We start from the raw sequence: 22,672 nt of genomic DNA on the forward strand, positions 1-22,672 counted from the left end.
TCGGAGGGGCAGATGACTCGATACGTACGCGACATGATCGGCTATGGCGAAAACCCGCCGGACGCGCAATGGCCCGGCGGTGCAAAGATCGCCGTGCAGATCGTGATGAATTACGAAGAGGGCGGGGAAAACTGCGTCCTGCATGGCGATGCGGCCTCGGAAGCGTTCCTGTCCGAGATCGTCGGCGCCGCGCAATGGCCGGGCCAGCGCCACTGGAACATGGAATCGATCTATGAATACGGTGCCCGCGCCGGGTTCTGGCGTTTGCACCGCCTGCTGAAGGATATGCCGATCACCGTCTACGGCGTCGCCACGGCGCTGGCGCGTTCGCCCGACCAGGTCGCGGCGATGAAGGCGGCGGGCTGGGAAATCGCCAGCCACGGGCTGAAATGGGTGGAGTACAAGGACGCCGCCGAGGCCGATGAGCGCGCAGACATGGACGAGGCGATCCGCCTGCATGCCGAAGTCGTCGGTGAACGCCCGCGCGGCTGGTATACCGGGCGCTGCTCCGACAACACCGTGCGGCTCGCCGCCGAGGAAGGCGGGTTCGATTACATTGCCGACGTCTATTCCGACGATCTGCCCTATTGGGTGCGCTATGGCGCGCGCGACCAGTTGCTGGTGCCTTATACGCTGGATTGCAACGACATGCGCTTTGCCACGCCGCAGGGGTTCAACTCGGGCGATCAGTTCTTTTCCTATCTCAAGGACAGTTTCGACGCGCTCTATGCCGAGGGCGCCGAGGGCACGCCCAAGATGCTGTCGATCGGTCTGCATTGCCGGCTGATCGGGCGTCCGGGGCGCATCATGGCGCTGAAACGCTTCCTCGACTACGCGCGCGGGCATGATGACGTGTGGTTCGCCACCCGGCTCGACATCGCACGGCACTGGGCCGAAACCCACCCGCCGCAGGACCACCCGCGCCCCTCGCAGATGCAGCGCGACGCTTTCGTGGCGGCCTATGGCAGCATCTTCGAACATTCGCCCTGGATCGCCGAACGCGCCTTTGATCTCGAACTCGGGGCCGCGCATGACACGGCCGGGGGCCTGCATAACGCGCTGGCCCGAATGTTCCGCTCTGCCAGCGAGGAGGAGCGCCTCGGCGTCCTGACCGCGCACCCGGATCTCGCCGGCAAGCTGGCGGCGGCGGGCAAGCTCACCGCCGAAAGCACGGCGGAACAGGCGGGTGCGGGGCTCGATATGCTGACCGACAAGGAGCGCGAAACCTTTCAGCGTCTCAACGCGGATTACGTCGAAAAACACGGCTTCCCCTTCATCATCGCCGTGCGCGACAACACCAAGGCCTCGATCCGCGAAGCCTTTGAACGCCGCATCGGCAATGACCGCGACACCGAGTTCGCCGAGGCCTGCCGCCAGGTCGAGCGCATCGCGGAACTGCGTCTGCGCGACATGCTGCCGTCATGAGCCGCGATATCCTCATCCGGCCAATCACGCGCGAGGCGTTCGCACCTTTCGGCGACCTGATGGATTGCGCGGGCGAACCCGACAAGATCATCAATCAGGGCCAGTGCGGGCGCTACCACGACCGGGCCAAGCTCGATTTCGCCGATGGGCGCGCCGGGATCAGCCTGTTCAACGCCAACCCGCGCAGCCTGCCCCTGGCGCTCGATATGGTCGAGCGGCACCCCGAGGGCAGCCAGGCCTTCGTGCCCATGTCCTACCTGCCGTTCCTTGTCGTCGTGGCGCCTGACGCGGGGGGAAACCCCGGCACGCCGCTGGCCTTCGTTACCGAACCGGGGCAGGCGGTGAATCTTCACCGGGGCACCTGGCACGGGGTCCTGACGCCCCTGCACGCGCCGGGCCTGTTCGCGGTGATCGACCGGATCGGCGCGGGCGACAACCTGGAAGAACACTGGTTCGACTCCCCCTACCGGATCATCAGCTCCTGACGGGTTTCCGGCCCTGCCTCGTGCCCCGGAAAGGGATGGGTTCGGAAATTTTTGAAGCTGCTTTGCCGTTTATGCGGTTTCCGAAAAGCGCGGTTTCGATGCACATTCAGATAGCTTTGGGAGGAGTTGGCACAATGAAATGTGACCGATGGCGCAATTGCCGGGACCGCACCGCAACTGTTCAAAACACGGGCAGTTTCAGTGCGGCCCGACATAAGCCGCCCATTTTCACGCGGAACCGCGTGCAAGTCGGGACACCACCTGCAAGATATCCCTGATGCGATCCCGGACCTGCCTTTCCCGGCGGATGCGGCCGGGCAAAACCGCGATCACCAACAGACCGGAAGCCGCCTGGAGAAGCGGCAAGACCCCCATGAACAACCGGAGAGAGAGACATGGCTGACACTTCACTCGGGACCGCGGAGCAGCTGCGCGACCCAAATTACACACCTGCGATCTACAAGGCGATCCCGCTGGGCATCCAGCACGTTCTGGCCATGTTCGTTTCGAACGTGACCCCGGCGATCATCGTGGCCGGTGCCGCGGGCTTCGGGTTCGGGTCCAATTCGCCGGACTTTCCGGAACTGCTCTACCTGATCCAGATGTCGATGCTGTTCGCCGGCGTGGCGACCCTGTTGCAGACGATCACGATCGGTCCGGTCGGCGCGGCGCTGCCGATCGTGCAGGGCACGTCCTTCGCCTTCCTGCCGATCATGATTCCGCTGGTGGCGGGCAAGGGGGTCGATGCGCTCGCAGCCCTGTTCGGCGGGGTCATCCTCGGCGGCCTGTTCCACGCTTTTCTCGGCACATTCATCGGCAAGATCCGCTTCGCGCTGCCGCCGCTCGTGACCGGTCTCGTGGTCACGATGATCGGGCTGGCGCTGGTGCAGGTCGGCATCCAGTATGCCGCCGGCGGCGTGCCCGCCATCGGCACGCCGGAATACGGTTCGCTGTTGAACTGGTCGGCGGCGCTTGTCGTGATTGTCGTGACCCTCGGGCTGAAATTCTTCACCCGAGGCATGATCTCGATCTCGGCGGTTCTGATCGGCCTTCTGGTCGGCTATGTCTATGCGATCCTGGTCGGCATTCTCAGCGTCGACGCCATTGCCAGTTCATGGGCGCGCTCCGCCGCCTTCGCCTTGCCGCAGCCGTTCAAATACGGGTTCGAGTTTTCTGCCGCCGCCGTGCTCGGCTTCTGCCTGATGGCTTTCATTTCGGCCATCGAAACCGTGGGCGACGTGTCGGGCATCACCAAGGGCGGCGCCAACCGGGAGGCGACCGACAAGGAAATCCAGGGCGCGACCTATGCCGATGGTCTTGGCACCGCTGTCGCCGGATGCTTTGGGGCCTTTCCGAACACCTCGTTCAGCCAGAACGTCGGCCTGATCGCGATGACCGGCGTGATGAGTCGTCATGTCGTGACCTGTGGCGCGATTTTCCTGATCGTTTGCGGCCTGATACCCAAGGTCGGTGGCGTGATCCGCACGGTTCCGATCGAAGTGCTGGGAGGCGGGGTCATCGTGATGTTCGGGATGGTGGTCGCGGCGGGGATCTCGATGTTGTCCGACGTGAACTGGAACCGCCGCAACATGGTGATCTTCGCGATTGCCCTGTCCATCGGCCTCGGCCTGCAACTGGAACCGGGCGCCTTGCAGCATATGCCGGAAACCGCGCGCATCCTGCTGACCTCCGGCCTGTTGCCTGCGGCGCTGATCGCCATCGTTCTGAACCTGATCCTGCCCGAAGAACTGGCGGACGAGGCCACCGAAGAAGTGTCCGGCGGCATGACAGGCCATGGACACGGGTCGCTGATCCGCGACGATCACGTCTGATTGACCGGAATGCGGGGCGCTATGGCGTCCCGCGTTCCGCCATCCGCGCGGCTACGTCCAGCATCCGCGCCGAGAACCCCCATTCATTGTCATACCATCCGAAGAGCCGCAGCTGGCGGGGTCCGGTCGTGCCGGTTTCCGGCCCCGCTATGACCAGCGATTCCGGTCGCGCGCGAAGATCCGAGGACACGAGAGGCAGGTCGGTCCATCCCAGCACCGGCGATGCATCCGTTGCCTCGCGCAGGTCCGCCCGCAACCTCGCGTCGTCGATGTCCCGTGCAGTACGCACCACAAGGTCGACAGCCGACACGCTGGCGACCGGCACCCGGACCGCTGCGCCGCTGATGCGACCGGCGAGGTGCGGTAGGACCTCGTCGATCAGATGCGTCGCGCTGGTGGTGGTCGGCACCATCGACAGGGCGCCGGCGCGGCTGCGCGCCGGATCGCCGCGCGGCGCGTCCACCATCGGCTGGCTGTTGGTATAGCAGTGGATCGTGGTCATATGCGCGGTTTCGATGCCGCAGAGGCTTTCCACCGCGGCCAGCAGCGGGGCCACCGCATTGGTGGTGCAGGAGGCGTTGGACACAATCCGGTGCGCACCGAGCGCGGAGTCGTTTGCGCCCAGCACGACGGTGACATACGCGGCCGGGGAGGGGCCCGAAATCAGCACGGACCGGGCCCCGGCGGTCAATCCCCGTTCGGCGACATCCGAACTGCGGGCGATCCCGGTGCATTCCAGAACCACGTCCACGCCGGCCAGGTCGAGCTGCGTCAGGTCTTCGCAATGCGTCGTCGGGATCTGGCGGTCGCCGACGGTCAGGGCCGCGCCGTCGGTGGAAACCGGCAGCGGCAGCGGCCCGAAGGTGCTGTCGTATTCGAAAAGGTAGGCCAGCATGTCAACCGGCGCGATGTCGTTGATCAGAACGACTTCGACATTCTGCCGACCGGGCTGGCAGAGGACCTGCCGCAGGATCGTCCGGCCTATCCGGCCAAAGCCGTTGATTGCAATGCGCATGGTAATCTGTCCGGGGTGCGTCGTCGTGCCGGTTCAGCCCGGACAGGCCATGTCGGCGTGAAATCTCGCAGAGACATCCTGCCACAACCTTCCCTGAACCACCTTGCATCCTGTGGCGGTTTCAAGCGCGCGCACCGCCTGCGGCGTCAGCAGGGCCACAGGTTTCCCGAACGGTTGCAGGTTGTTGTTGTCGCGTTGCGCGACGAATGCATTGGGTTGCCGCGGCACGGTCGTGACCGTCCAGTTTCGGCCCATGACCTGAACCACTTTGGTTTCGGTCTGCGAGAACGGTCCGGGCGCGGCGCATCCGGCCAGGACCAGCGCCACTGTCAGACTCAAGGGTTTCATCCGGATAATCTCCACTGCTCATAGACACCAGCACACCAGGCGCGACCGGTCGTTTCCGGAACCAGTGTGATCCAAACTCAGGGCAACTGCAACGCCGCCGTGCGATCAGCGGAGCCGCAGCGGCATATGCCGGTTCACGTCCTTGTAGAGAAGGTAGCGGAACGGCCCGGGACCGCCGGCATAGCAGGCCTGCGGGCAGAAGGCGCGCAGCCACATGTAGTCGCCGGCCTCGACTTCGACCCAGTCCTGATTGAGACGGTAGGCCGCCTTGCCCTGAAGAACGTATAGCCCGTGTTCCATCACATGGGTTTCCAGAAACGGGATCACGCCGCCCGGCTGGAAGGTGACGATGGTCACATGCATGTCGTGGCGCAAATCGGCGGGATCGACAAAACGCGTCGTGGCCCAGCGGCCTTCGGTACCGGGCATTTCGCTCGGGGTCACGTCGGCATCCCGCGTCACGATCGGGTCGGGCCGCTCTATGCCATCGACCGCTTCGTAAGCCTTGCGGATCCAGTGAAACCGCGCGGCCGGTCCGGCGTGATTGTGCAGGGTCCAGTCGCAGCCAGCGGGCAGGTAGGCAAAGCCGCCGGCTTCCATCACATGGGCGGTGCCCGAGATCGTCAGGGTCATGGCGCCGTCCACCACGAACAGGACGCCTTCGGCGTCAGGGTCGTTTTCAGGGCGGTCGCTGCCGCCGCCTGCGGACACTTCCATGATGTAATGCGAAAACGTTTCCGCGAAACCGGTCATCGGACGGGCAATGACCCAGAGCCGGGTGGCGGACCAGTGCGGCAGAAGGCTGGTCGTGATGTCGCGCATCGTGCCTTTCGGAATCACCGCATAGGCGTCGGTGAACATGGCCCTGTCAGTCAGCAACTGCTCTTGCGGCGGGTGGCCTCCGGTGGGGGCGAAATAGGGGGATATGGACATCTCGTTCCTCGATCAGGGTTCAGTGTCCAGTATGCCGTCAATTTTCCGTCCGGGCCTAGGGCGGCTGCCCCGAAAGCATTGTTCCGCAATTTTTGAAGATTGCGCGCGGCTCCAAAAAAGAACGGATGCGCCACGGTCAGGTTTGGACATCCGCCGTCAGGCGCTGTAATCATGCCATGGCGAAGACAAGCGCCGCGCCAACACGGGGATTTCATGAGCCGTTTTCTGTGCCTGATGGTTTTGCCGTTCCTTCTGGCCGCCGCACCTGCGCCCGGTGTGGCCAAGTCGCTGTCGAGGATCATCGCCGATTTCGGAGTCAGCCCGCAGGATTTCGATCTGATGTGGAAAACCGAGAGCACGCTTTACGAGACCGCGTCTCCGACGCCCGGAAAGACCGCCAGATGGGAAAACCCGCAGTCCGGCTCCAAAGGGTCGGTGACCTTGGAAAAGATGCAGGGCAACTGCGCCTACCTGCACCACGTCATCCATGCGAAAGACCGGAAGAACCCGCTGGAATTGCGCAACCGTATGTGCAGGTCGCCGGATGGGCGATGGCGGGTCACGCCGTAGCGCCCTGATCTGCAAGTTCAGGGTCGGCTAGGACCGGTCTTCGAGCCGGTGAAAGATATGGGTGAAGGTCGCGGCGCCCAGAACCGGGACGAAAAGATTGACCAGCGGCACCGACAGGGGAATCGCCATCACCGTGCCGGCGAGCCAGATCGTGCCGGAATTGCGCGACCGCAGGCGTTTGGCCTCTGTCCGCCCGACGCGCCGGATCGCGGCGAGGGTGAAATATTCGCGCCCCAGAAGGAACCCGTTCAGGGCCCAGAAAATGAAAGGCGCGAGCGGCGCGAACATCACGTAGAGGATCAGCGCCAGGATATTGGCGACGATCAGAACGCCCAGGAAGCTGACCGTATCCCGGACCGCGTCGGCGAAGGGCACGCCCGGCACCGGGGGCAGGCCGGGATAATGCCGGTCCTCGACCGCCTGCGCCACCTCGTCCAGAAACAGCGATGTGATGGCCGAGGCGACCGGCACCATCAGGAATACCGACAGAACCAGCATGACGCCGACCGATGTCCAGCTCAGAAGGTCGTTCAGCCATGTGACCGGGCCGATCAGAGGCAGGGTCACGTCGTCGCCGACGACCCAGCCGATCAGCATCATGACCGCGGCCGTTGCGGCGATCAGCATGCCCAGGGTCAAGGCGATCCCCAGCAGCAGCACCCGCCGGAACCTGGGGTCGCCGAGCTGGCCCAGGGCCAGCGAAACAGAAGAAAAGATCATTCCGTCACCCACTGCACGATCTGCCCGAGATCCGGGCGCGGACGTTCCGGTGGCGCGGATTGTTCGGTGCCGATGTGGATGAAGCCCGCGATCCGTTCCTCGGGCGCAAGCCCGAGTCCCTGTGCGCGGAACACCGGGTCGTGGCTGACCCATCCGCTCAGCCAGTTCGCGCCCCAACCAGACGCCAGGGCCGCGTTCAGCAGCGCCAGGCAAACCGCCCCGGCAGAATAGCTCTGTTCGATCGGCGGGATCTTGTCGGAAGGTTTATGCGATTCGACAACCGCCACCGCCAGGTTGCCCTGGTCGAACTGGCTGCGGCCCTTGGCGGTGTCTTCCGGGGATTTTCCCAGCGCGGCCCCGCGCGTTTCAGCGAGTTCCGCCAGCCGCGCCATCGCGGCCCCCTCGACGACGATGAAACGCCAGGGTTCCAGCTTGCCGTGATCCGGGCTTCGGGCCGCGGCGGTCAGGATCGGCATCAGTTGATCCCGGTTCGGCACCGGCGGGACCAGTGTCTTGGCCGGGCGCGACCTGCGCGACAACAGGAAATCCAGCGCGGCGGGGTTGGGATCGGGCATGTGGCGGACCTTTTTCTGGCGGTTGCGACCTCATGTCGGCGCTTTGCACCGGGTTTTCAAGCCGGAAACACGCCTGCTCCCGCGTTCATGCCCCCGGTGCGAGGACGTCCGCCGCATCGCGCACCACTTCGCGCAGGAAGGCGTCGAACCGGGCGGAGGGCTGGCGGACGGCAAAGGTTTCGGCCATCGGGTCGGGCGCCGCGATGCTGCTGCCGGACAGGGCCTGAAGCGTCGCGTGCCCGCAGAAGGGCACATACATTTCCGAATACCCACCCTCGTGCACCAGCACAAGGCGGCCGCCACACAGATCCTGCGCCAAGTCCTTCACCCGCAGGGTCATCTGGCGAAACGTGTCCGCCGTGGCCAGCATTCGCGCCAGCGGATCGCAGGCCGACGCATCATATCCGCAGGCCACGATGATCAGGTCGGGCTTGAAACGGACCAGTGCGGGAAGAACGATCTCGTCCATCACCGCCAGATAGGCCGTGTGACCGGCCCCGGCGGGCAGCGGCACGTTCATGTTGAAACCTTTGCCCGCGCCGCGGCCCCGGTCCCCGATCGCCCCGGTGTCCAGCGGGTAGTTCCCTTCCTGATGCACCGAGATCGTCAGAACGTCATCGCGGTCGTAATAGATCGCCTCGGTGCCGTTTCCGTGGTGCACGTCCCAGTCGATGACCGCGACCCGGCCCAGACCATGCCGCGCCTTCGCGGACTCGATGGCGATGGCGATATTGGCCAGAAGGCAGAACCCGTTGGGGAAATCGGGCAGGCAGTGATGCCCCGGCGGGCGCGACAGGGCGTAGGCATTGTCGAGCGTGCCGGTCAGCACCGCGTCGACGGCGGCGATGGACAGGCCGGCCGAAAGCGCCGCGATTTCAAACCCGCCGGCGGCAAAGGGGGTGCGCCGCCCCAGTTCGCCGCCTCCCGCATCCGACAGGCGCTTGAACTCGCTCAGATAGCTCTCAGGATGCACCCGTCTCAAATCCTCCCATGCCGCCGGCGGGGCGCTGGCCATCGCCAGTTCGGCGCTCAGTCCGGTGACGTCCATCAGGTTCTTCAGCCGCCGCTTGGTTTCCGGGTTCTCGGGCAGTCCGCCCGCGACCTGCGGCTGCACCAGCCCGCCGACGGGCAGGGTGAACACGTAATTGCCCCCCGCGTGCCAGAAGCACCGCTCGTCCCAGAAGAATCCTGTCGCCATCCTTGAAGTCCCTTTTCCGCCCGTCGCGGCGACTATTCCCGCCGACGCCGCAAAAGTCTATGGCGCTTCGGCCGCTGTTAGTCCGGTTCGGATGACTGGCGCAACTGATACACGCCTTCGGGCAGATCGAGCGCCGCCGCAAGATCGCGCAGCTGCTCGGGCGACAGGGTCACTTTCTGAACGGTATCGGTGCGCGGATCGTATTGTTCCACGGTCACGCATTCCGCGAAGCCGTTGATCACCACGTCTTCCTGCAACGGGGCCGCGCCCTCGTCCACAAGGGTTATCACGGTTGCGTCGAATTCGTGCTCGATCGAAAACATGCGCCCAAATTGCCGGTGCCTCCGGTGCAATGCAAGCGCAGTTTGCAGCACCACGGATGCAATGGGCGCTGGCGACCCGCAGGGGGGGTGCCTATATTGGCGTCACTGCCATCCAAACGGCAACCCTGAAAGGAAAATCCGTGCGCTGGGCTGTGTTATCGCTGGTCGCTACCGTTGTTCTGGGCGCTTGCAGCGTTGCCCCGCCCCCCACCGCGCAACCACCGGCGGCCACCGGTGCTGCGGCTTGGGAAAACCTGTCCCCGGAACAGGCCGCGCGCAATTTCACCACCGTCGTGCGGGCGGTGGAGCCGGTGGCCGAGCGCGAATGCCGCCGGCGCGCACCCCGGCTGAACTGCGACTTCCTGATCGCGGTCGATCCGAACCCGCGCGAGCAGCCCAATGCCTTCCAGAGCGAGGACTCGCAGGGGCGGCCGGTTCTGACCTTCACTGTGTCGCTGATCGGCAGCGTCCGCAATGCCGATGAAATGGCGTTCGTGATCGGCCATGAAGCCGCCCATCATGTGGCCAACCACCTGGAACGGCAGCGTCTGAACGCGGCGACGGGCGCGCTGGTGTTCGGCAATCTGGCGACGCTGACCGGCGGCGCGGCGGCGGATGTGGCGACGGCGCAGGAACTGGGGGCGGCGGTCGGTGCGCGGGCCTATTCCAAGGAATTCGAGCTGGAAGCCGATGAACTGGGAACCGTCATCACATACCGTGCCGGTTTCGATCCCCTCGTGGGTGCGGAATTCTTCATGCGCATCCCGGATCCGGGGGACCGGTTCCTGGGCAGCCATCCGCCCAACGCTTCCCGCATCGAAACGGTCCGGCGCACCATGCGCGCGCTCGGCGGCTGACGCCCGCGGTGCCGTCGTTTTGATGCATGTCAAGGCACCGGATATCATTCGCCGTAAGTTCGACCCGTTGATGGACGCGCGGGGAGTCGCCAGCATGCTCAGCATCGATCAGATCAGGCGCCACGCCGCGCTGCTTGACAGGATGGCGGACGCGGTGGGCCTCGATCTTCAGGATCTGGCGATATCCGGGCGCATGTCGATGGACAATCTGGCGAGCGCCGTTCTGCGCTGCGCAAATTGCGCCCATCCGGATCGCTGTTCGGAATGGCTGCGCGCGGACACCCGCTCGCTGCCGGAATTCTGTCTCAACAAACTGGAATTGCAGGAGCTTGCGGAAGATGCCTGACCCTGAAGACATGCCGGAAAGACAGCCCCGCCGGCTCGGGCGGATGATGCGCCACGTGCGGCTGGTGTCGCGGATGGCGAAAGCCACGCAGACCGATCTGGTCGAAGCCTCGGAAGCCGGCACCCTGACGCAGCCGGACTGGGCCGACATGGTTCAGACCTGCCGTTGCTGCACCGGGGCCGATCGGTGCCCGGAGTGGCTCGACGATCATCCCTGTGCCGACGGGGCGCCGGCCTATTGCCTCAATCGCGGCCGGTTCAAACGGCTCCGGGCGCAGTCGGAGGAGCAGGCGGCCGGGGGGGTCTGACATGGACGGATCGCAAACGCATCTCGAAGGGATCGACCGGCATTTCTGGCTGACCCGGTCCGTGGCCCGCGTGATGGGAATCAGCCTGTCCAGGGCGATGCGCGAAGGCCGGCTCAACCCGGCGGAGTATTGCGAAATGGTGGCCCGCTGCCGGTCGGGAAACTGCCACGAAGCCTGCCAGCAGTGGCTGGCGCGCCATGTTGGGCCGGCCGAAACAGCGCCGTCCGGCTGTCTGCACCGGGACTGGCTGGACCGGCTGCGCAAAGCTTGACGGCGCGGTCGGATCGCGGTGCAGTGCCCGAAAGGCGCGCCGGGACGCCGGGAACGCGGGTGTCACAGGATCAGAATGCAGGTTTTTGACGGTTTCCTGACGGATCGCGGCAGCAAATACGCGGTGTCCGGCGGCCCGGTTTCGGACCGGGACGGGGCGCAGGATTTTGTCCGGTCGCTGTGCCGGGACCGGAAGTTCGCCAAGGCCACGCATAACACCTGGGGGGTCCTTCTGGATGACGGGCCGCTCAAGAACGACGACGGGGAGAGCGGCGCCGGGATGGTCATCCTGCGCATGCTCGAACGCGAAGGGCTGCGCAATCACATCATCGTCGTGACCCGCTGGTATGGCGGCAAGAAGCTGGGCGGCGACCGGTTCCGCCGGGTGCAGGACGCGGTGCGTCACTACCTGGAGCACCGCGATCCGGCGGGCTGAACGGGCATGCACGGCCCGTGCATACCGCGTGCATACGCCGTGCAGACGCGGATGCGCCCTTAGAGCCGGGCGTGGGAGCCGTCGCAGAGCGGCGGCTTGCCGGTCTGCTTGCAGCCGCAGAAGAACAGTTTCCTGTCGGACTCGGCGGTGTATCTGACCGGGGTGATGTCGGTGACCTTGTGGCTGCCGTCGCAGAAGGGCTGTTTCGCGGACCGTCCGCAGGCGCACCAGAAATAGGTCTTTCCTTCAACGACCTCGACCGGGAAGGGGGCTTTCTGGGCGATGACGGGTGCGTCTGGCATGGTGTCTGCTCCTGCTGAACTGGCTGTCACGAACCTGACAGGAAATGCCGCAAGGTCAAGCGATGCCGCGGATCACGGTGGCGGCCCGCCGCAAGGGCACAGGCGACCGGCCGGGGGAGGCGTTCATCCGGCCGGCTTGCCCCAGAGATCGTAATCCGCCGCCTCGTCCACGAGGACGGAGAGGATATCGCCGGGGGACAGCGATTCGAAGCCTTCGTCGATGAACAGGTTGCCGTCGATTTCCGGCGCGTCGGCCATGGTCCGGCAGGTGGCGGCGGTATCGTCGACCTCGTCGACGATGACCTGCAGGGTCTTGCCCACCCTGGCGGCCAGTTTCGATTCGGAAATGGCCTGGGCCCTGGCCATGAACCGGTCCCAGCGGTCCTGTTTGACCTCTTCCGGCACGTGATCCGGCAGGGCGTTGCTGCGGGCCCCGGCGACGTTTTCGTACTGAAAACAGCCGACGCGGTCCAGCTGCGCCTCGTGAAGCCAGTCCAGCAGGGTCTGGAACTCGGCCTCGGTCTCGCCGGGATAGCCGACGATGAAGGTGCTGCGCAGGGTGATGTCCGGGCAGATCGCGCGCCAGGCGGCGATTTCATCCAGCGTGCGGGCGGCGGCGGCCGGGCGCGCCATGCGTTTCAGCGTGTCCGGATGGGCATGCTGGAACGGGATGTCCAGATAGGGCAGCAGGCCGTTTTCCGGGTCCGCCATCAGCGGCACCAGATCGCGCACGAAAGGATAGGGATAGACGTAATGCAGGCGCACCCAGGCGCCGAGACTGCCGAGATCGCGGGCCAGCGGCAGGATCGGGTGCCTGTGGTCGCGGCCGCGGATATCGGTGCCATAGGCGCTGGTGTCCTGGCTGATGACCAGGAGTTCGCGCACGCCGTTTTCGACCAGCTTTTCCGCTTCGCGCATCACCGCATGGGCCGGGCGGCTGACCAGTCTGCCGCGCATGTCCGGGATGATGCAGAACCTGCACTTGTGGTTGCAGCCTTCTGAAATCTTGAGATAACTGTAGTGACGCGGGGTCAGGGAGACGCCGGTCGCGGGCAGCAGGTCGATGAACGGATCCGGGTCCGGCGGCACGGTGGCGTGGACCGCGTCCAGCACCTGTTCGTATTGCTGCGGCCCGGTCACCGCCAGGATGCGCGGGTGGTGGCTGCGGATATAGTCGGGTTCCGCCCCGAGGCAGCCGGTGACGATCACCTTGCCGTTCTCGGTCAGCGCCTCGCCGATGGCGTCGAGGCTTTCGGCCTTCGCGCTGTCCAGAAACCCGCAGGTGTTGACGATCACCGCGTCGGCCCCGGCATAGTCGGGCGAGATGGCGTAGCCTTCGGCGCGCAGCCGGGTCAGGATGCGTTCGCTGTCCACCAGCGCCTTGGGGCAGCCGAGGCTGACCATGCCGATGGTGGGCTGGCCGGCGCGGGGCGTGTCGGCCAGGCGGGCGCGGGGGGCGATGTCGGGGCGCAGGTTCGGCGGGTTGGTTGTCATTCCGGCGCATATAGGCGGGAAACGCGCCTCTGCCTAGGGTCGAGTTGCGGACAGGGTTGCCTGCGGGGACCGGTGGCGGCGGAAAGCCGGGGCTCTGCCCCGGACCCCGGAGTATTTCTGCAAAGATGAAACTCCGGGCCGGGGCGGGACGCGGTATCCTTGCGGTTGCCGCGCCGGGGGTCAGATCGTCTGGTCGTAGGCGCCGACCGCCGGTTCGGTGCGGATCACCGCGTCGATATCGGCGAAGATGGCGCGCATTTCGGCCTCGCTGTCGGGGCTTTCGCAGACCACCACGAGGTTCGGGGTGTTGGAGGAGGCCCGCACCAGCCCCCAGGCGCCGTTGTCGAGAATCACGCGGGCGCCGTTGACGGTGACGACCTGCGCGATCGGGCGTCCGGCGATCCGGCCGCCGGTTTCGTGCAGCGCGACCAGCCGGTCGACCAGGCGGGCCAGCACGTCGTATTTTTCGGTATCGGCGCAATAGGGCGACATGGTCGGGGTGGCGAAGGTCCGCGGCAGGGCCTTGCGCAGGTCGGACATGGACTTGCCGGGGTTGCGGTCCATCAGCTTGCAGATTTCGACCGCGACCCGCAGCCCGCAGTCATAGCCCCGCCCGATGGGACCGGCGAGGAAGTAATGGCCGGATTTCTCAAAGCCGGCGAGCGCGCCGATGTCCTTGACCCGGCGTTTCATGTGGGAATGGCCGGTTTTCCAGTAGTCCGCCTTGATCCCGTGTTTCAGCAGTTCCGGGTCGGAGGCGAAGAGGCCGGTGGATTTCACGTCGGCGACAAAGGTCGCGCCGGGATAGAGCCGGGCGAGATCGCGGGCGAGGATCACTCCGACCTTGTCTGCGAAGATTTCCTCTCCCTCGTCGTCGACCACGCCGCAGCGGTCGCCGTCGCCGTCAAAGCCGAGCGCGAAATCGGCGCCCGAAGCGCGCACGCTGGCTGCCATGTCGTGCAGCATTTCCATCGCTTCGGGGTTGGGATTGTAGTTGGGGAAGGTGTAGTCGAGTTCGTTGTGGCTCGGCACGACTTCGACGCCGATCCGTTCGAAGAGTTCCGGCGCGAAGGCCGATGCGGTGCCGTTGCCGGTGGCGCAGACGACCTTGAGCCTGCGGGACATGCGGAAGTCGCCGATGAGGTCGTCGAGATAGGCCTCGCGCACGCCGTCGACGAAGGCGTAGCCGCCGCCGGGGCGCGGCTCTCCGGCGCCGGCGAGCACGATGTCGCGCAGTTCCGCCATCTCTTCGGGGCCGTGGGTCAGCGGGCGGTCGAACCCCATCTTGACGCCGGTCCATCCGTTCGGGTTGTGGCTGGCCGTGACCATCGCGACCGCGGGCACATCGAGGTGGAACTGGCTGAAATAGGCCATGGGCGACACGGCCGGGCCGATGTCCCTGACCTGGATCCCGGCCTGCATCAGCCCCAGCATCAGCGCGTTCTTGATCGACAGGGAATAGTCGCGGTAGTCGTTGCCGACGGCGATTTCCGGCCGGATGCCGCGCCGGTGCATCTGCGTGCCGAGTCCGAGGCCGAGCGCGGTGATGCCGGGGAGGTTGATTTCGTCCGGGTATTTCCAGCGGGCGTCGTATTCGCGAAAGCCGGTGGGGGCGATCATCGCATCGCGCAGGAAGCTCCAGGTGTTCTGAGTCACCTTGGCGGCAGGTCTGGTCATGAAAAGGTCCTGAATTCTGGGTCAGATAACGACTGGCTGTGCCTTAGCAATCCTGTCGAGCCGCATCAATGTCTCGATCAGGGCCGGCATCTGGTCGAGGTGGACCATGTTGGGCCCGTCGCTGGGCGAGCGGTCCGGATCCTCGTGGGTTTCGATGAAGACGGCGGCGACGCCGATGGCCACGGCGGCGCGGGCCATGACCGGGGCGAATTCGCGCTGTCCGCCGCTGCTGCCGCCCTGTCCGCCCGGTTGCTGCACCGAATGGGTCGCGTCCATCACCACCGGGTAGCCGGTTTTCGCCATGATCGGCAGGCTGCGCATGTCCGCGACCAGAGTGTTGTAGCCAAAGGACACGCCGCGTTCGGTCAGGAGGATGCGCCGGTTGCCGGTGCTTTCGATCTTGTCCACCACGTTGGCCATGTCCCAGGGCGCGAGGAACTGGCCCTTCTTCACGTTGATCGCAGCACCTGTCCGGCCCGCCGCCAGCAGCATGTCGGTCTGCCGGCAGAGAAAGGCGGGGATCTGAAGGATATCGACCGCCTCGGCCACCGGGGCGCATTGGGCTTCGGTGTGCACGTCGGTCAGGATCGGAACGCCGATCTGGTCCCGGACGCCGGCCAGGACCCGAAGCCCTTCGTCGATGCCAAGGCCGCGCCTGCCCGAAAGGCTGGTGCGGTTGGCCTTGTCGAAACTGGCCTTGAAGACATATTGCGCGCCGGCGGCGTCGCAGGCGGATTTCATCGTCCCCGCGATCATCTGGGCGTGATCCGCGCTTTCCAGCTGGCAGGGGCCGGCGATCACGGTCAGGGGAAGATCGTTTCCGATGGTCAGATCGGCGACGGTTACATGGGGCATGGCTAGGACGTTACCTGTTCGCGCAAGATCGATGCGGTGAGAGAGATCATCAGATAAATGCCACCGAAAATCAGGAATGCAAGGATGGTGTTCTCGAACTTGCGGGGATAGCTCGCTTCTTCGCTGGGCACCGGGTTGACCGAAACGGTCAGGTAGCGCACCTGCCGGTTGGCTTCCATCCGGGTCTGTTCGACCTGTTGCAGCGCCGATTGCAGCATCATGTCGCGGGTGGCGAGATCCGCCTGCGCCATCTGGATGCGCACCGCCAGTTGCGCCAGCGAGTTCTCGCCCTTGGAGGCATCGACCATGCGGGCGTTCAGGGCCGCCAGCAGGTCCTGGAGCCGCCCGATGTCGCCGGTGGCGCCGTCGACCTTGGCCTGGTTGGGGCGCGCATTGTCCAGCAGGGCGGCCAGCTGAAGCTGCTTTTCCTGCAATTGCAGTTCGACGTTGTTGATCTGGGCGCGCAGGCCGGCGATGACGCCTTCGGGGTCGAGGATCGCGCCCTGCTGTTGCAACTGAACCAGCGCTTCCTGGGCGTTGCGCCGTTCGGCCTGCGCGTTCTCGAAGCCTTGCAGCGCGTCGTTCATCTGGTCGCCGCGCTTCTGCTGGGACAGGTTGTTGACCCGGTCTTCGGCATAGGAGATCAGCCGGGTGGAAAAATCGGCGCTGACCACGGGATCGGCGGCGATGACTTCCATCCGGATCACGCCCTCGGTCGGGTCGTAGCCGATCTTCACGTTCTTGCGGTAGGTCTCATAGGCCTCTTCGTTGGTGGGGTCGTCGCCAAGCCGCTGGATCGGATCGATCCAGGGCTGGCTGAAATGCGACTTGAACCCGACATCGCGGTCCAGCCGCAGCATCGCGTCCTTGGATTGCAGGAACGACTGCACGGCGATGGAATCCTGGCTGGTTGCGAATTGCGTGCCGGTCAGCAGCCCGCCGAGCCCGCCGCCGCCCGCATTGTCCGCCTGCAGGATCAGGAATTCGGACTTGGCGGAATACATCGGCGTCGCGATGGCATGGAAGTAATAGCCCGCGATCGCGGTGGGCAGCAGGACGAAGAAGGCGAGCCGCGTCAGCAGCAGCGCCAGCTTGCGCCGCCGCCGGAGCGCGATGTCCCGCTGGATCGCGCGGATTTCGCGATTGCGCTGTTCCGCCGGGCTGAGTTCGGGAGCGGGAACGCCGACCTTGCCGGGCACGGTCTGGGGCAGCCGAACGCCCGCTGTCCCGGTCTCGCCCCGGGCGGGCAGGTTCTCGAAGGCGTCCGGCGCGCCGTTTTGCGGTTCGGCGCCGCCATTGGGCACCACCAGTTCCAGCATGTTGGAGCGCTTGAACGGGTCGATCCCGCGTTGCCGCAGCAGGCGCACGGCGTCCGCGTCCGATGACGCCGTCAGGCCGTGTTTCTGGGCCACGCGGCGGGCCAGGCGCAACTGGCGGCCGGTCAACCCTTCGGCGCGGATGGCGTCGATCGCGGCTTCGCTGGCGGTCCGGGGCGGCTCCGGGCGCTCGGCGTCCTGCGGCGGGCCGCCGGTTGCGCCGGAGGCGGTGTCCGGGCCTGCCGCGCCGTCCTGTCGGGGTGCGGGGATGTCGGGCGCATCGGCGCCGCTGTGCCGGAACCGGAATTTCCTAACCCTGGGTTTGGTAGTCATAGAGCTGCTTTGCCTCTTCCAAGGTGTCGAACATCCGCAGCTGGCCGTCGATGAGAACCGCCGCGGAACGCGCGAATTTTTCCAGTGTCGCCGCCTGGTGCGACACGATGATAATGGTGGTCGTTTCCAGTCTTTCCCGAAGGATGACGCCGGCCTTGCGGTTGAATTCCACATCCGTGGTGCCGGGCATGCCTTCGTCGATCAGGTAGATGTCGAAATCCAGCGCCAGCATCAGCGCGAAGGAAAACCGCGCCCGCATGCCCTGGGAATAGGTGCCCAGCGGCTGGTCGAAATATTCGCCCAGGTTGCAGAGCCAGCGGCAATAGGCCTCGACATAATCCGGGTCCAGACCATAGAGCTTGGCGATGTAGCGGGCGTTTTCCATCGCCGACACCTTGTTGACGACGCCGCCCATGAAGCCGAGCGGGAACGAGATGTTGCAGCCGCGCAGGACTTCGCCTTCGTCGGGCTTTTCGAGGCCGGCCATCATGTTGATCAGCGTCGTCTTGCCGGTCCCGTTGGGGGCGAGCACCCCGAGAGACTGCCCCAGTTCGACCTTGAACGACACCCGGTCGAGGATCACCTTGCGCTGGGTGCCCGTCCAGAAGGATTTGCTGACATTGACGAATTCAAGCATCTGTTCTTTGCGCACCGATCCCGCGGTTGTGTTTCCGCCCAAGCGGCATGATCATGATATCTAGCAAAGGAGTGTTAACAGGATGTCTGACATTTCTCAGCATATTATGTCGATTTGCGAAACAAATATCCAATCGCAATGCGGCGGAACCCGGCGAATTCTCCGGAAATGCGGCGTGCTGGCCGGGCTGGGCGGATCGGGATTGTGCAGGATGCGGAAACATTGCGCGCGGGGGCTGCGGCCCCGCCGGGCGGCATGAGCGGAGAGGTTCCGAAGGCGGCGGGGGTGCAGGAGAGTCTTGCCGACAGCATTCGCCGCTGCACCCTTTGCGCGGAGCGGTTCGCGGCCACCGCGACCGGGCACGCGCCGCGCCCGGTGGTGTGGTTCCGTCCGGGGGCGCGCATCCTGATCGCCGGGCAGGCGCCCGGCGCGCGGGTCCATGCCTCGGGCCGCCCGTTCACCGACCCGTCCGGGGACCGGCTGCGCGACTGGCTGGGGATGGACGAGGCGGTCTTCTACGATCTGGACCGGGTGGCGGTGGTTCCGATGGCTTTCTGCTTTCCGGGCTATGACGCGGGCAAGGCCGACCTGCCGCCGCCGCTGGTCTGTGCGCGGACCTGGCACGGCCGGGTGATGGCGGAATTGCGCGGCGTCGATCTGCACATCCTGGTGGGTGGTCACGCGCATCGCTGGCATCTTGGCGCGCGCGGGCCGGTGACGCAGACGGTCGCCGCATGGCGAGACCATGCGCCGCGGGTGTTTCCCTTGCCTCATCCGTCCTGGCGCAATAGCGGGTGGCTCAGGAAGAACCCGTGGTTTGAAACCGAGCTTCTGCCGGTTCTGCGCCGGCGGGTTCAGGAGGTGCTGGGATGACGGAAACGACGGCTCTGGACCGGGCGCATGCGGCGATGGCCGCGGCGGATGGCGATGACGCGGCGCGGTTGCGGTTCTTCGAGCGGCTGGGCGACTGCGAGCTGTTCCTGCTGCTGACCGAGGAACCCGAGGGCGACAACCTGTCGCCGGAGGTCTTCGACGTGGCGGAGGGGCGGTTCGTTCTGGGGTTCGACCTGGAAACCCGGCTGGCGCAGTTCGCGGGACGTCCCGCGCCCTATGCGGCGCTGTCGGGGCGGGTGGCGGCGCGGATGCTGGCGGCGCAGGGGCTTGGGCTGGGGCTCAACCTTGACGTCGCCCCGTCGTCGATCCTGATCCCGGCCGATGCGGTGGCGTGGCTGGCCCAGACCCTGGAGCACGCCCCGGACGAGGTGGAAACGCGGATCGAAAGTATCCACGCGCCCGGCGGGCTGCCCAAGGCGCTGCTGGAGGCGCTGGACGCGAAACTGGCCACCGCGGCGGGGCTGGCGCAGGCGGCCTATCTGGTTGGCGTCTCCCACGGGGATCAGGGGCGCGGCCATCTGCTCGGCTTCGTCGGCGCGCGGGCCGGGGCGGAGCGGGCGCTGGCCAAGGCGGCGGGCGAGGCGCTGACCTTTTCGGGGATCGACGCCGGAGCGATGGACGTGGGGTTCTTTGCCGCGACCGATCCGATGGTGGTGAAACTGGCCGCACATGGGTTGCGCTTCGACCTGCCGCAGCCAGCCCCGACGGAGCCTGCCGCCCCGGCGGCCCCCGGACGCGATCCGGACCGCCCGCCCATCCTGCGCTGAGCGATCCGCGCGCCGGACGGGGAAGGCGCTGCCGCCTGAAATGCGCCGGCGCGGCATCGGCGCCCCCCGCGAAACTGAAACAATCGGTCCGGACCCGGTCACGGCCCGTCGTGCGCCGTCACAGCCGCGCGAGCGGGGCTTCGCGCCGGGGCGCGAATGAAGGATGGTGCGGGCAGCGCCCGGCACGGAGCCGGCGGCGCGTTCTTTTCGAGGAGGTTCGCATGAAACGATTTGCCATGGCCGTCGCGACGGCCGCCAGCCTCGCCGCTCCGGCGTTCGCGGGGGAACAATACGTGGACAGCACCGGTTTCGCGGTGTCGGGCTATGACGTGGTCGCCTATCGCGGCCTCGCGCAGAATCCCGTCGGCACGGCACAGCCCGCCGCGGTGCCGGGACGGGCCGACATCACCGCGGAATACAACGGCGCGACCTTTGCCTTCGCCACCGCCGGGAACCGCGAGCTGTTCCTGGAAGATCCGGCGAAATACGCGCCGCAGTTCGACGGGCATTGCGCCTACGGGGTCAGCAAGGGCGGCAAGGTGCCGGGCAATCCGAAACTGTGGCGCATCGTCGACGACCGGCTTTACCTCAACATCACGCCCAACGTGGTCGGGTTCTGGGAAGAGGACATTCCCGGCAACATCTCGCTGGCGGATGGCAACTGGCCGCAGATCGAACCCGCGGAGGCGTCGCATAACCCGATCCCGCAGTTCGAATCGATGGCGCCCGTCGCCGAATGACGGGCTTGAACCGGCAGGCCCGCGCGCAGATATTCGGGTGTGAACCATTGCAGAACGCAGGAGCCCGACATGAAGCACACGCGAATAACCCTCGATCAGCCCTTTGACGACGCGATCGCGCGCGTGACCGACGCGCTGGCGCAGGAAGGGTTTGGCGTCATCACCCGGATCGACATGGACGAGACGTTTCGCGCCAAGCTCGGCGTGGAATTCCCGCGCTACACCATCCTCGGGGCGTGCAATCCGAAACTGGCGCATGAGGCGGTGTCGGCGGTCCCGGAAATCGGGCTGCTGCTGCCCTGCAACGTCACGGTCGAAAGCGCCGGGGGCGGGGATTCGGTCCAGGTACGCATTCCCGACGCCCGCGAGATGCTGGGCGGGTCGGGACTGTCGGACGCCGGGGAGATGCGGGCGCTGGCCGAGGATGCCGGGGACCGGCTGGAGCGCGTCGCGCAGCACCTGCGCGACGGCGGCTGAACCCTCAGCGCTTGCGGTCGCGCCGCGCGCTCATCGGCTGGAACGCCACGCCCACATGCGCCTCGCAATAGGGCTTGCCGGCCTGAACCGGCAGCCCGCAGAACCAGAAATCTTCGGTCGCGGGGTCGCCGACGGGCCATTTGCAGGTCCGTTCGGTCAGTTCCATCAGGCTGATCTTCTTCGCCTTCTTTTCGATTTCATTCACCTTTGCCAGGGCTTCCGGGCTGATTTCATTGGCCGAAGGCTGCGGCGGCAGGGGTTGTCCCGCCGGGATGATCTGGCGCCGGGCCGGGCCGGCCGGCTTCTGTTCGCTTGCGGGGTCCTGCACCGGGCGCGCGGCTTCGGTCTTGGGTTGCGGGCGCGGCTTCGCTTCGGGCTTGGGGGCGGCGGCAGCCGGTTTCTCCTTGGTTTCGGGTTTGGACGCGGCGGCGCCCGAGGTGCGGTTGGACAGGCCCAGCCGGTGCACTTTTCCGATCACGGCGTTGCGGGTCACACCGCCGAGTTCCTTGGCGATCTGACTGGCCGACTGGCCTTCGCCCCACATTTTCTTGAGCGTCTCGACGCGCTCGTCGGTCCAGGACATGGGCTACCTTTCCAGCTAAAAAGCGGCCCCCCTTGCGGCCGCTTCCGAAAATTCGTCTCGACGGCCTATTTTAATCACTGCGGGCTGAGTTACAAGGCGTCTTGACGTGACGATGGCGCAGCCGATCCGGGCAGGGAGGGAAGATGTTGGAAACGACAGCAAGCGAAGCGCAGGGCGAGCGCCGGTTCGGCTGGGTCAACTGGCTGGGACTCTATACGCTGGCGGCCCGCGAGATCATGCGTTTCGCCGCGGTCTGGACCCAGACGCTGCTGGCGCCGCTGGTGACGGCGGCGCTGTTCCTGATGATCTTCAACCTCGCCATCGGCCCGCGCCGGGGCGACGTGATGGGCGTGCCGTTCCTGACCTTCATCGCGCCGGGCATCCTGATGATGACGGTGATCCAGAACGCTTTCGCCAATTGTTCCAGCTCCATCGTCATCTCCAAGGTGCAGGGCAATATCGTGGACACGCTGATGCCGCCCCTGTCGGGGGCGGAACTGGTGCTGGGCTATCTGGCGGGCGGGATCGCGCGCGGCGTAATGGTGGCGTTGGCCATCGGGCTGGGCCTGTCGCTGGCGCTGGGCATCCTGCCGCAGCATCCGCTGGTGGCGCTGGTCTTCGTACTGCTGGGCGCGGCGCTTCTGGGGGCGCTTGGCATCGTGGCCGGGATCTATGCCGACAAGTTCGACCAGATGGCGGCGATCACCAATTTCGTGGTGACGCCGCTGGCGTTCCTGTCGGGCACCTTCTATTCGGTCGAGGCGCTGCCGCCCCTGCTGAGCCGGATCACGCATCTGAACCCGTTCTTCTACCTGATCGACGGGGTGCGCTTTGGCATGATCGGCGTGTCCGACAGTTCGCCGCTGCTGGGGGCCGCGGTCTGCGGCGTCACCACCCTTGGCGTGTCGCTGATCGCCTGGCGGATGCTGACATCCGGCTACCGGCTGAAGCCCTGAT

28 protein-coding genes are annotated in these 22,672 nt (G+C 66.0%); 14 read left to right on the plus strand and 14 right to left on the minus strand.

Translation table 11 applies throughout. The features are described from left to right. Positions 1-12 precede the first annotated feature (12 nt). From puuE to QO034_RS04180, 3 genes are all read left to right on the plus strand, one after another. A complete protein-coding gene (puuE, locus tag QO034_RS04170) occupies positions 13-1,425 on the plus strand; it encodes an allantoinase PuuE (RefSeq protein ID WP_284484241.1) in 1,413 nt (470 codons plus the stop codon). Beyond that, a complete protein-coding gene (locus QO034_RS04175; protein WP_284484242.1) occupies positions 1,422-1,910 on the plus strand; it encodes an ureidoglycolate lyase in 489 nt (162 codons plus the stop codon). Before puuE ends, QO034_RS04175 begins: the two co-directional genes overlap by 4 nt. A 395-nt stretch (positions 1,911-2,305) precedes the next feature. Next, positions 2,306-3,742, plus strand: a complete 1,437-nt coding sequence (locus tag QO034_RS04180) for a uracil-xanthine permease family protein (RefSeq protein WP_284484243.1) — start codon at positions 2,306-2,308, stop codon at positions 3,740-3,742. 19 nt (positions 3,743-3,761) lie between these two features. Here QO034_RS04180 and QO034_RS04185 read toward each other — a convergent pair whose 3' ends face one another. The 3 genes from QO034_RS04185 to QO034_RS04195 all read right to left on the minus strand — a co-directional run bounded on the left by QO034_RS04185 (position 3,762) and on the right by QO034_RS04195 (position 6,038). Then, positions 3,762-4,757 (minus strand): type I glyceraldehyde-3-phosphate dehydrogenase, encoded by a 996-nt coding sequence (locus tag QO034_RS04185; RefSeq protein WP_284484244.1) that lies wholly within the window; start codon positions 4,755-4,757, stop codon positions 3,762-3,764. A gap of 33 nt (positions 4,758-4,790) precedes the next feature. Further along, a complete protein-coding gene (locus tag QO034_RS04190; RefSeq protein ID WP_284484245.1) occupies positions 4,791-5,105 on the minus strand; it encodes a YajG family lipoprotein in 315 nt (104 codons plus the stop codon). Positions 5,106-5,210: 105 nt separating this feature from the next. Then, on the minus strand, positions 5,211-6,038 hold the full coding sequence (locus QO034_RS04195) for a bifunctional allantoicase/(S)-ureidoglycine aminohydrolase (protein WP_284484246.1): 828 nt from the start codon (positions 6,036-6,038) through the stop codon (positions 5,211-5,213). A 213-nt stretch (positions 6,039-6,251) separates the two neighbouring features. Here QO034_RS04195 and QO034_RS04200 point away from each other — a divergent pair, with 213 nt between their 5' ends. Beyond that, positions 6,252-6,608: a hypothetical protein gene (locus QO034_RS04200; protein WP_284484247.1), complete on the plus strand. Its 357-nt coding sequence runs from the start codon at positions 6,252-6,254 to the stop codon at positions 6,606-6,608. A gap of 27 nt (positions 6,609-6,635) precedes the next feature. Here the strand turns inward: QO034_RS04200 and QO034_RS04205 are convergent, their stop codons facing one another. The 4 genes from QO034_RS04205 to QO034_RS04220 form a co-directional block, all read right to left on the minus strand. Beyond that, complete coding sequence (locus QO034_RS04205) at positions 6,636-7,328, minus strand: EI24 domain-containing protein (RefSeq protein WP_284484248.1); 693 nt, start codon at positions 7,326-7,328, stop codon at positions 6,636-6,638. Next, a complete protein-coding gene (locus tag QO034_RS04210) occupies positions 7,325-7,903 on the minus strand; it encodes a nitroreductase family protein (protein WP_284484249.1) in 579 nt (192 codons plus the stop codon). The genes QO034_RS04205 and QO034_RS04210 overlap by 4 nt, the downstream gene beginning before the upstream one ends. A gap of 85 nt (positions 7,904-7,988) precedes the next feature. After that, positions 7,989-9,101, minus strand: coding sequence for a class II histone deacetylase (locus QO034_RS04215; protein WP_284484250.1), 1,113 nt, complete (start codon positions 9,099-9,101; stop codon positions 7,989-7,991). A gap of 77 nt (positions 9,102-9,178) precedes the next feature. Beyond that, positions 9,179-9,424, minus strand: coding sequence for a hypothetical protein (locus tag QO034_RS04220; protein WP_284484251.1), 246 nt, complete (start codon positions 9,422-9,424; stop codon positions 9,179-9,181). A gap of 140 nt (positions 9,425-9,564) precedes the next feature. Here QO034_RS04220 and QO034_RS04225 point away from each other — a divergent pair, with 140 nt between their 5' ends. The 5 genes from QO034_RS04225 (at position 9,565) to QO034_RS04245 (ending at position 11,640) form a co-directional block, all read left to right on the plus strand. Further along, the gene (locus QO034_RS04225) at positions 9,565-10,281 is read left to right on the plus strand and encodes a M48 family metallopeptidase (protein ID WP_284484252.1); all 717 of its coding nucleotides are present in this window, start codon (positions 9,565-9,567) and stop codon (positions 10,279-10,281) included. Between the two features lie 94 nt (positions 10,282-10,375). Continuing rightward, positions 10,376-10,627, plus strand: coding sequence for a DUF6455 family protein (locus tag QO034_RS04230; protein WP_284484253.1), 252 nt, complete (start codon positions 10,376-10,378; stop codon positions 10,625-10,627). Beyond that, positions 10,620-10,934 (plus strand): DUF6455 family protein, encoded by a 315-nt coding sequence (locus tag QO034_RS04235; protein WP_284484254.1) that lies wholly within the window; start codon positions 10,620-10,622, stop codon positions 10,932-10,934. Before QO034_RS04230 ends, QO034_RS04235 begins: the two co-directional genes overlap by 8 nt. A gap of 1 nt (position 10,935) precedes the next feature. Continuing rightward, positions 10,936-11,205 carry a DUF6455 family protein gene (locus QO034_RS04240; protein WP_284484255.1) on the plus strand — a complete coding sequence of 90 codons (270 nt, stop codon included), beginning with the start codon at positions 10,936-10,938 and terminating at the stop codon, positions 11,203-11,205. 75 nt (positions 11,206-11,280) lie between these two features. Continuing rightward, a complete protein-coding gene (locus QO034_RS04245; RefSeq protein WP_284484256.1) occupies positions 11,281-11,640 on the plus strand; it encodes a YigZ family protein in 360 nt (119 codons plus the stop codon). A 59-nt stretch (positions 11,641-11,699) separates the two neighbouring features. Here the strand turns inward: QO034_RS04245 and QO034_RS04250 are convergent, their stop codons facing one another. From QO034_RS04250 to QO034_RS04275, 6 genes are all read right to left on the minus strand, one after another. After that, positions 11,700-11,942: a CDGSH iron-sulfur domain-containing protein gene (locus QO034_RS04250; RefSeq protein WP_284484257.1), complete on the minus strand. Its 243-nt coding sequence runs from the start codon at positions 11,940-11,942 to the stop codon at positions 11,700-11,702. 123 nt (positions 11,943-12,065) lie between these two features. Next, positions 12,066-13,436, minus strand: a complete 1,371-nt coding sequence (gene rimO, locus QO034_RS04255) for a 30S ribosomal protein S12 methylthiotransferase RimO (RefSeq protein ID WP_284484258.1) — start codon at positions 13,434-13,436, stop codon at positions 12,066-12,068. Positions 13,437-13,616: 180 nt separating this feature from the next. After that, positions 13,617-15,113 carry a phosphomannomutase/phosphoglucomutase gene (locus QO034_RS04260; RefSeq protein WP_284484259.1) on the minus strand — a complete coding sequence of 499 codons (1,497 nt, stop codon included), beginning with the start codon at positions 15,111-15,113 and terminating at the stop codon, positions 13,617-13,619. A 21-nt stretch (positions 15,114-15,134) separates the two neighbouring features. Then, positions 15,135-15,968 carry a 3-deoxy-8-phosphooctulonate synthase gene (gene kdsA, locus QO034_RS04265; RefSeq protein ID WP_284484260.1) on the minus strand — a complete coding sequence of 278 codons (834 nt, stop codon included), beginning with the start codon at positions 15,966-15,968 and terminating at the stop codon, positions 15,135-15,137. Positions 15,969-15,970: 2 nt separating this feature from the next. Further along, a complete protein-coding gene (locus tag QO034_RS04270) occupies positions 15,971-17,617 on the minus strand; it encodes a capsule biosynthesis protein (RefSeq protein WP_284484261.1) in 1,647 nt (548 codons plus the stop codon). Then, a complete protein-coding gene (locus tag QO034_RS04275; protein WP_284484262.1) occupies positions 17,595-18,254 on the minus strand; it encodes an ABC transporter ATP-binding protein in 660 nt (219 codons plus the stop codon). The genes QO034_RS04270 and QO034_RS04275 overlap by 23 nt, the downstream gene beginning before the upstream one ends. Before the next feature lie 255 nt (positions 18,255-18,509). Here QO034_RS04275 and QO034_RS04280 point away from each other — a divergent pair, with 255 nt between their 5' ends. From QO034_RS04280 to QO034_RS04295, 4 genes are all read left to right on the plus strand, one after another. Beyond that, positions 18,510-19,127, plus strand: coding sequence for a uracil-DNA glycosylase family protein (locus tag QO034_RS04280; RefSeq protein ID WP_284484286.1), 618 nt, complete (start codon positions 18,510-18,512; stop codon positions 19,125-19,127). Continuing rightward, positions 19,124-19,915, plus strand: coding sequence for an SseB family protein (locus QO034_RS04285; protein ID WP_284484263.1), 792 nt, complete (start codon positions 19,124-19,126; stop codon positions 19,913-19,915). The genes QO034_RS04280 and QO034_RS04285 overlap by 4 nt, the downstream gene beginning before the upstream one ends. 221 nt (positions 19,916-20,136) lie before the next feature. Beyond that, complete coding sequence (locus QO034_RS04290) at positions 20,137-20,655, plus strand: YHS domain-containing (seleno)protein (protein ID WP_284484264.1); 519 nt, start codon at positions 20,137-20,139, stop codon at positions 20,653-20,655. A 69-nt stretch (positions 20,656-20,724) separates the two neighbouring features. Beyond that, complete coding sequence (locus QO034_RS04295) at positions 20,725-21,132, plus strand: DUF302 domain-containing protein (RefSeq protein WP_284484265.1); 408 nt, start codon at positions 20,725-20,727, stop codon at positions 21,130-21,132. A 4-nt stretch (positions 21,133-21,136) separates the two neighbouring features. Here QO034_RS04295 and QO034_RS04300 read toward each other — a convergent pair whose 3' ends face one another. Further along, entirely contained in the window at positions 21,137-21,715 is a 579-nt protein-coding gene (locus tag QO034_RS04300; RefSeq protein WP_284484266.1) for a GcrA family cell cycle regulator, read from the minus strand. A gap of 143 nt (positions 21,716-21,858) precedes the next feature. Here QO034_RS04300 and QO034_RS04305 point away from each other — a divergent pair, with 143 nt between their 5' ends. Next, entirely contained in the window at positions 21,859-22,671 is an 813-nt protein-coding gene (locus QO034_RS04305; RefSeq protein WP_284484267.1) for an ABC transporter permease, read from the plus strand. Position 22,672: the final 1 nt, after the last annotated feature.

This window comes from Sedimentitalea xiamensis (genome assembly GCF_030164465.1).
GTDB lineage: Bacteria > Pseudomonadota > Alphaproteobacteria > Rhodobacterales > Rhodobacteraceae > Sedimentitalea > Sedimentitalea xiamensis.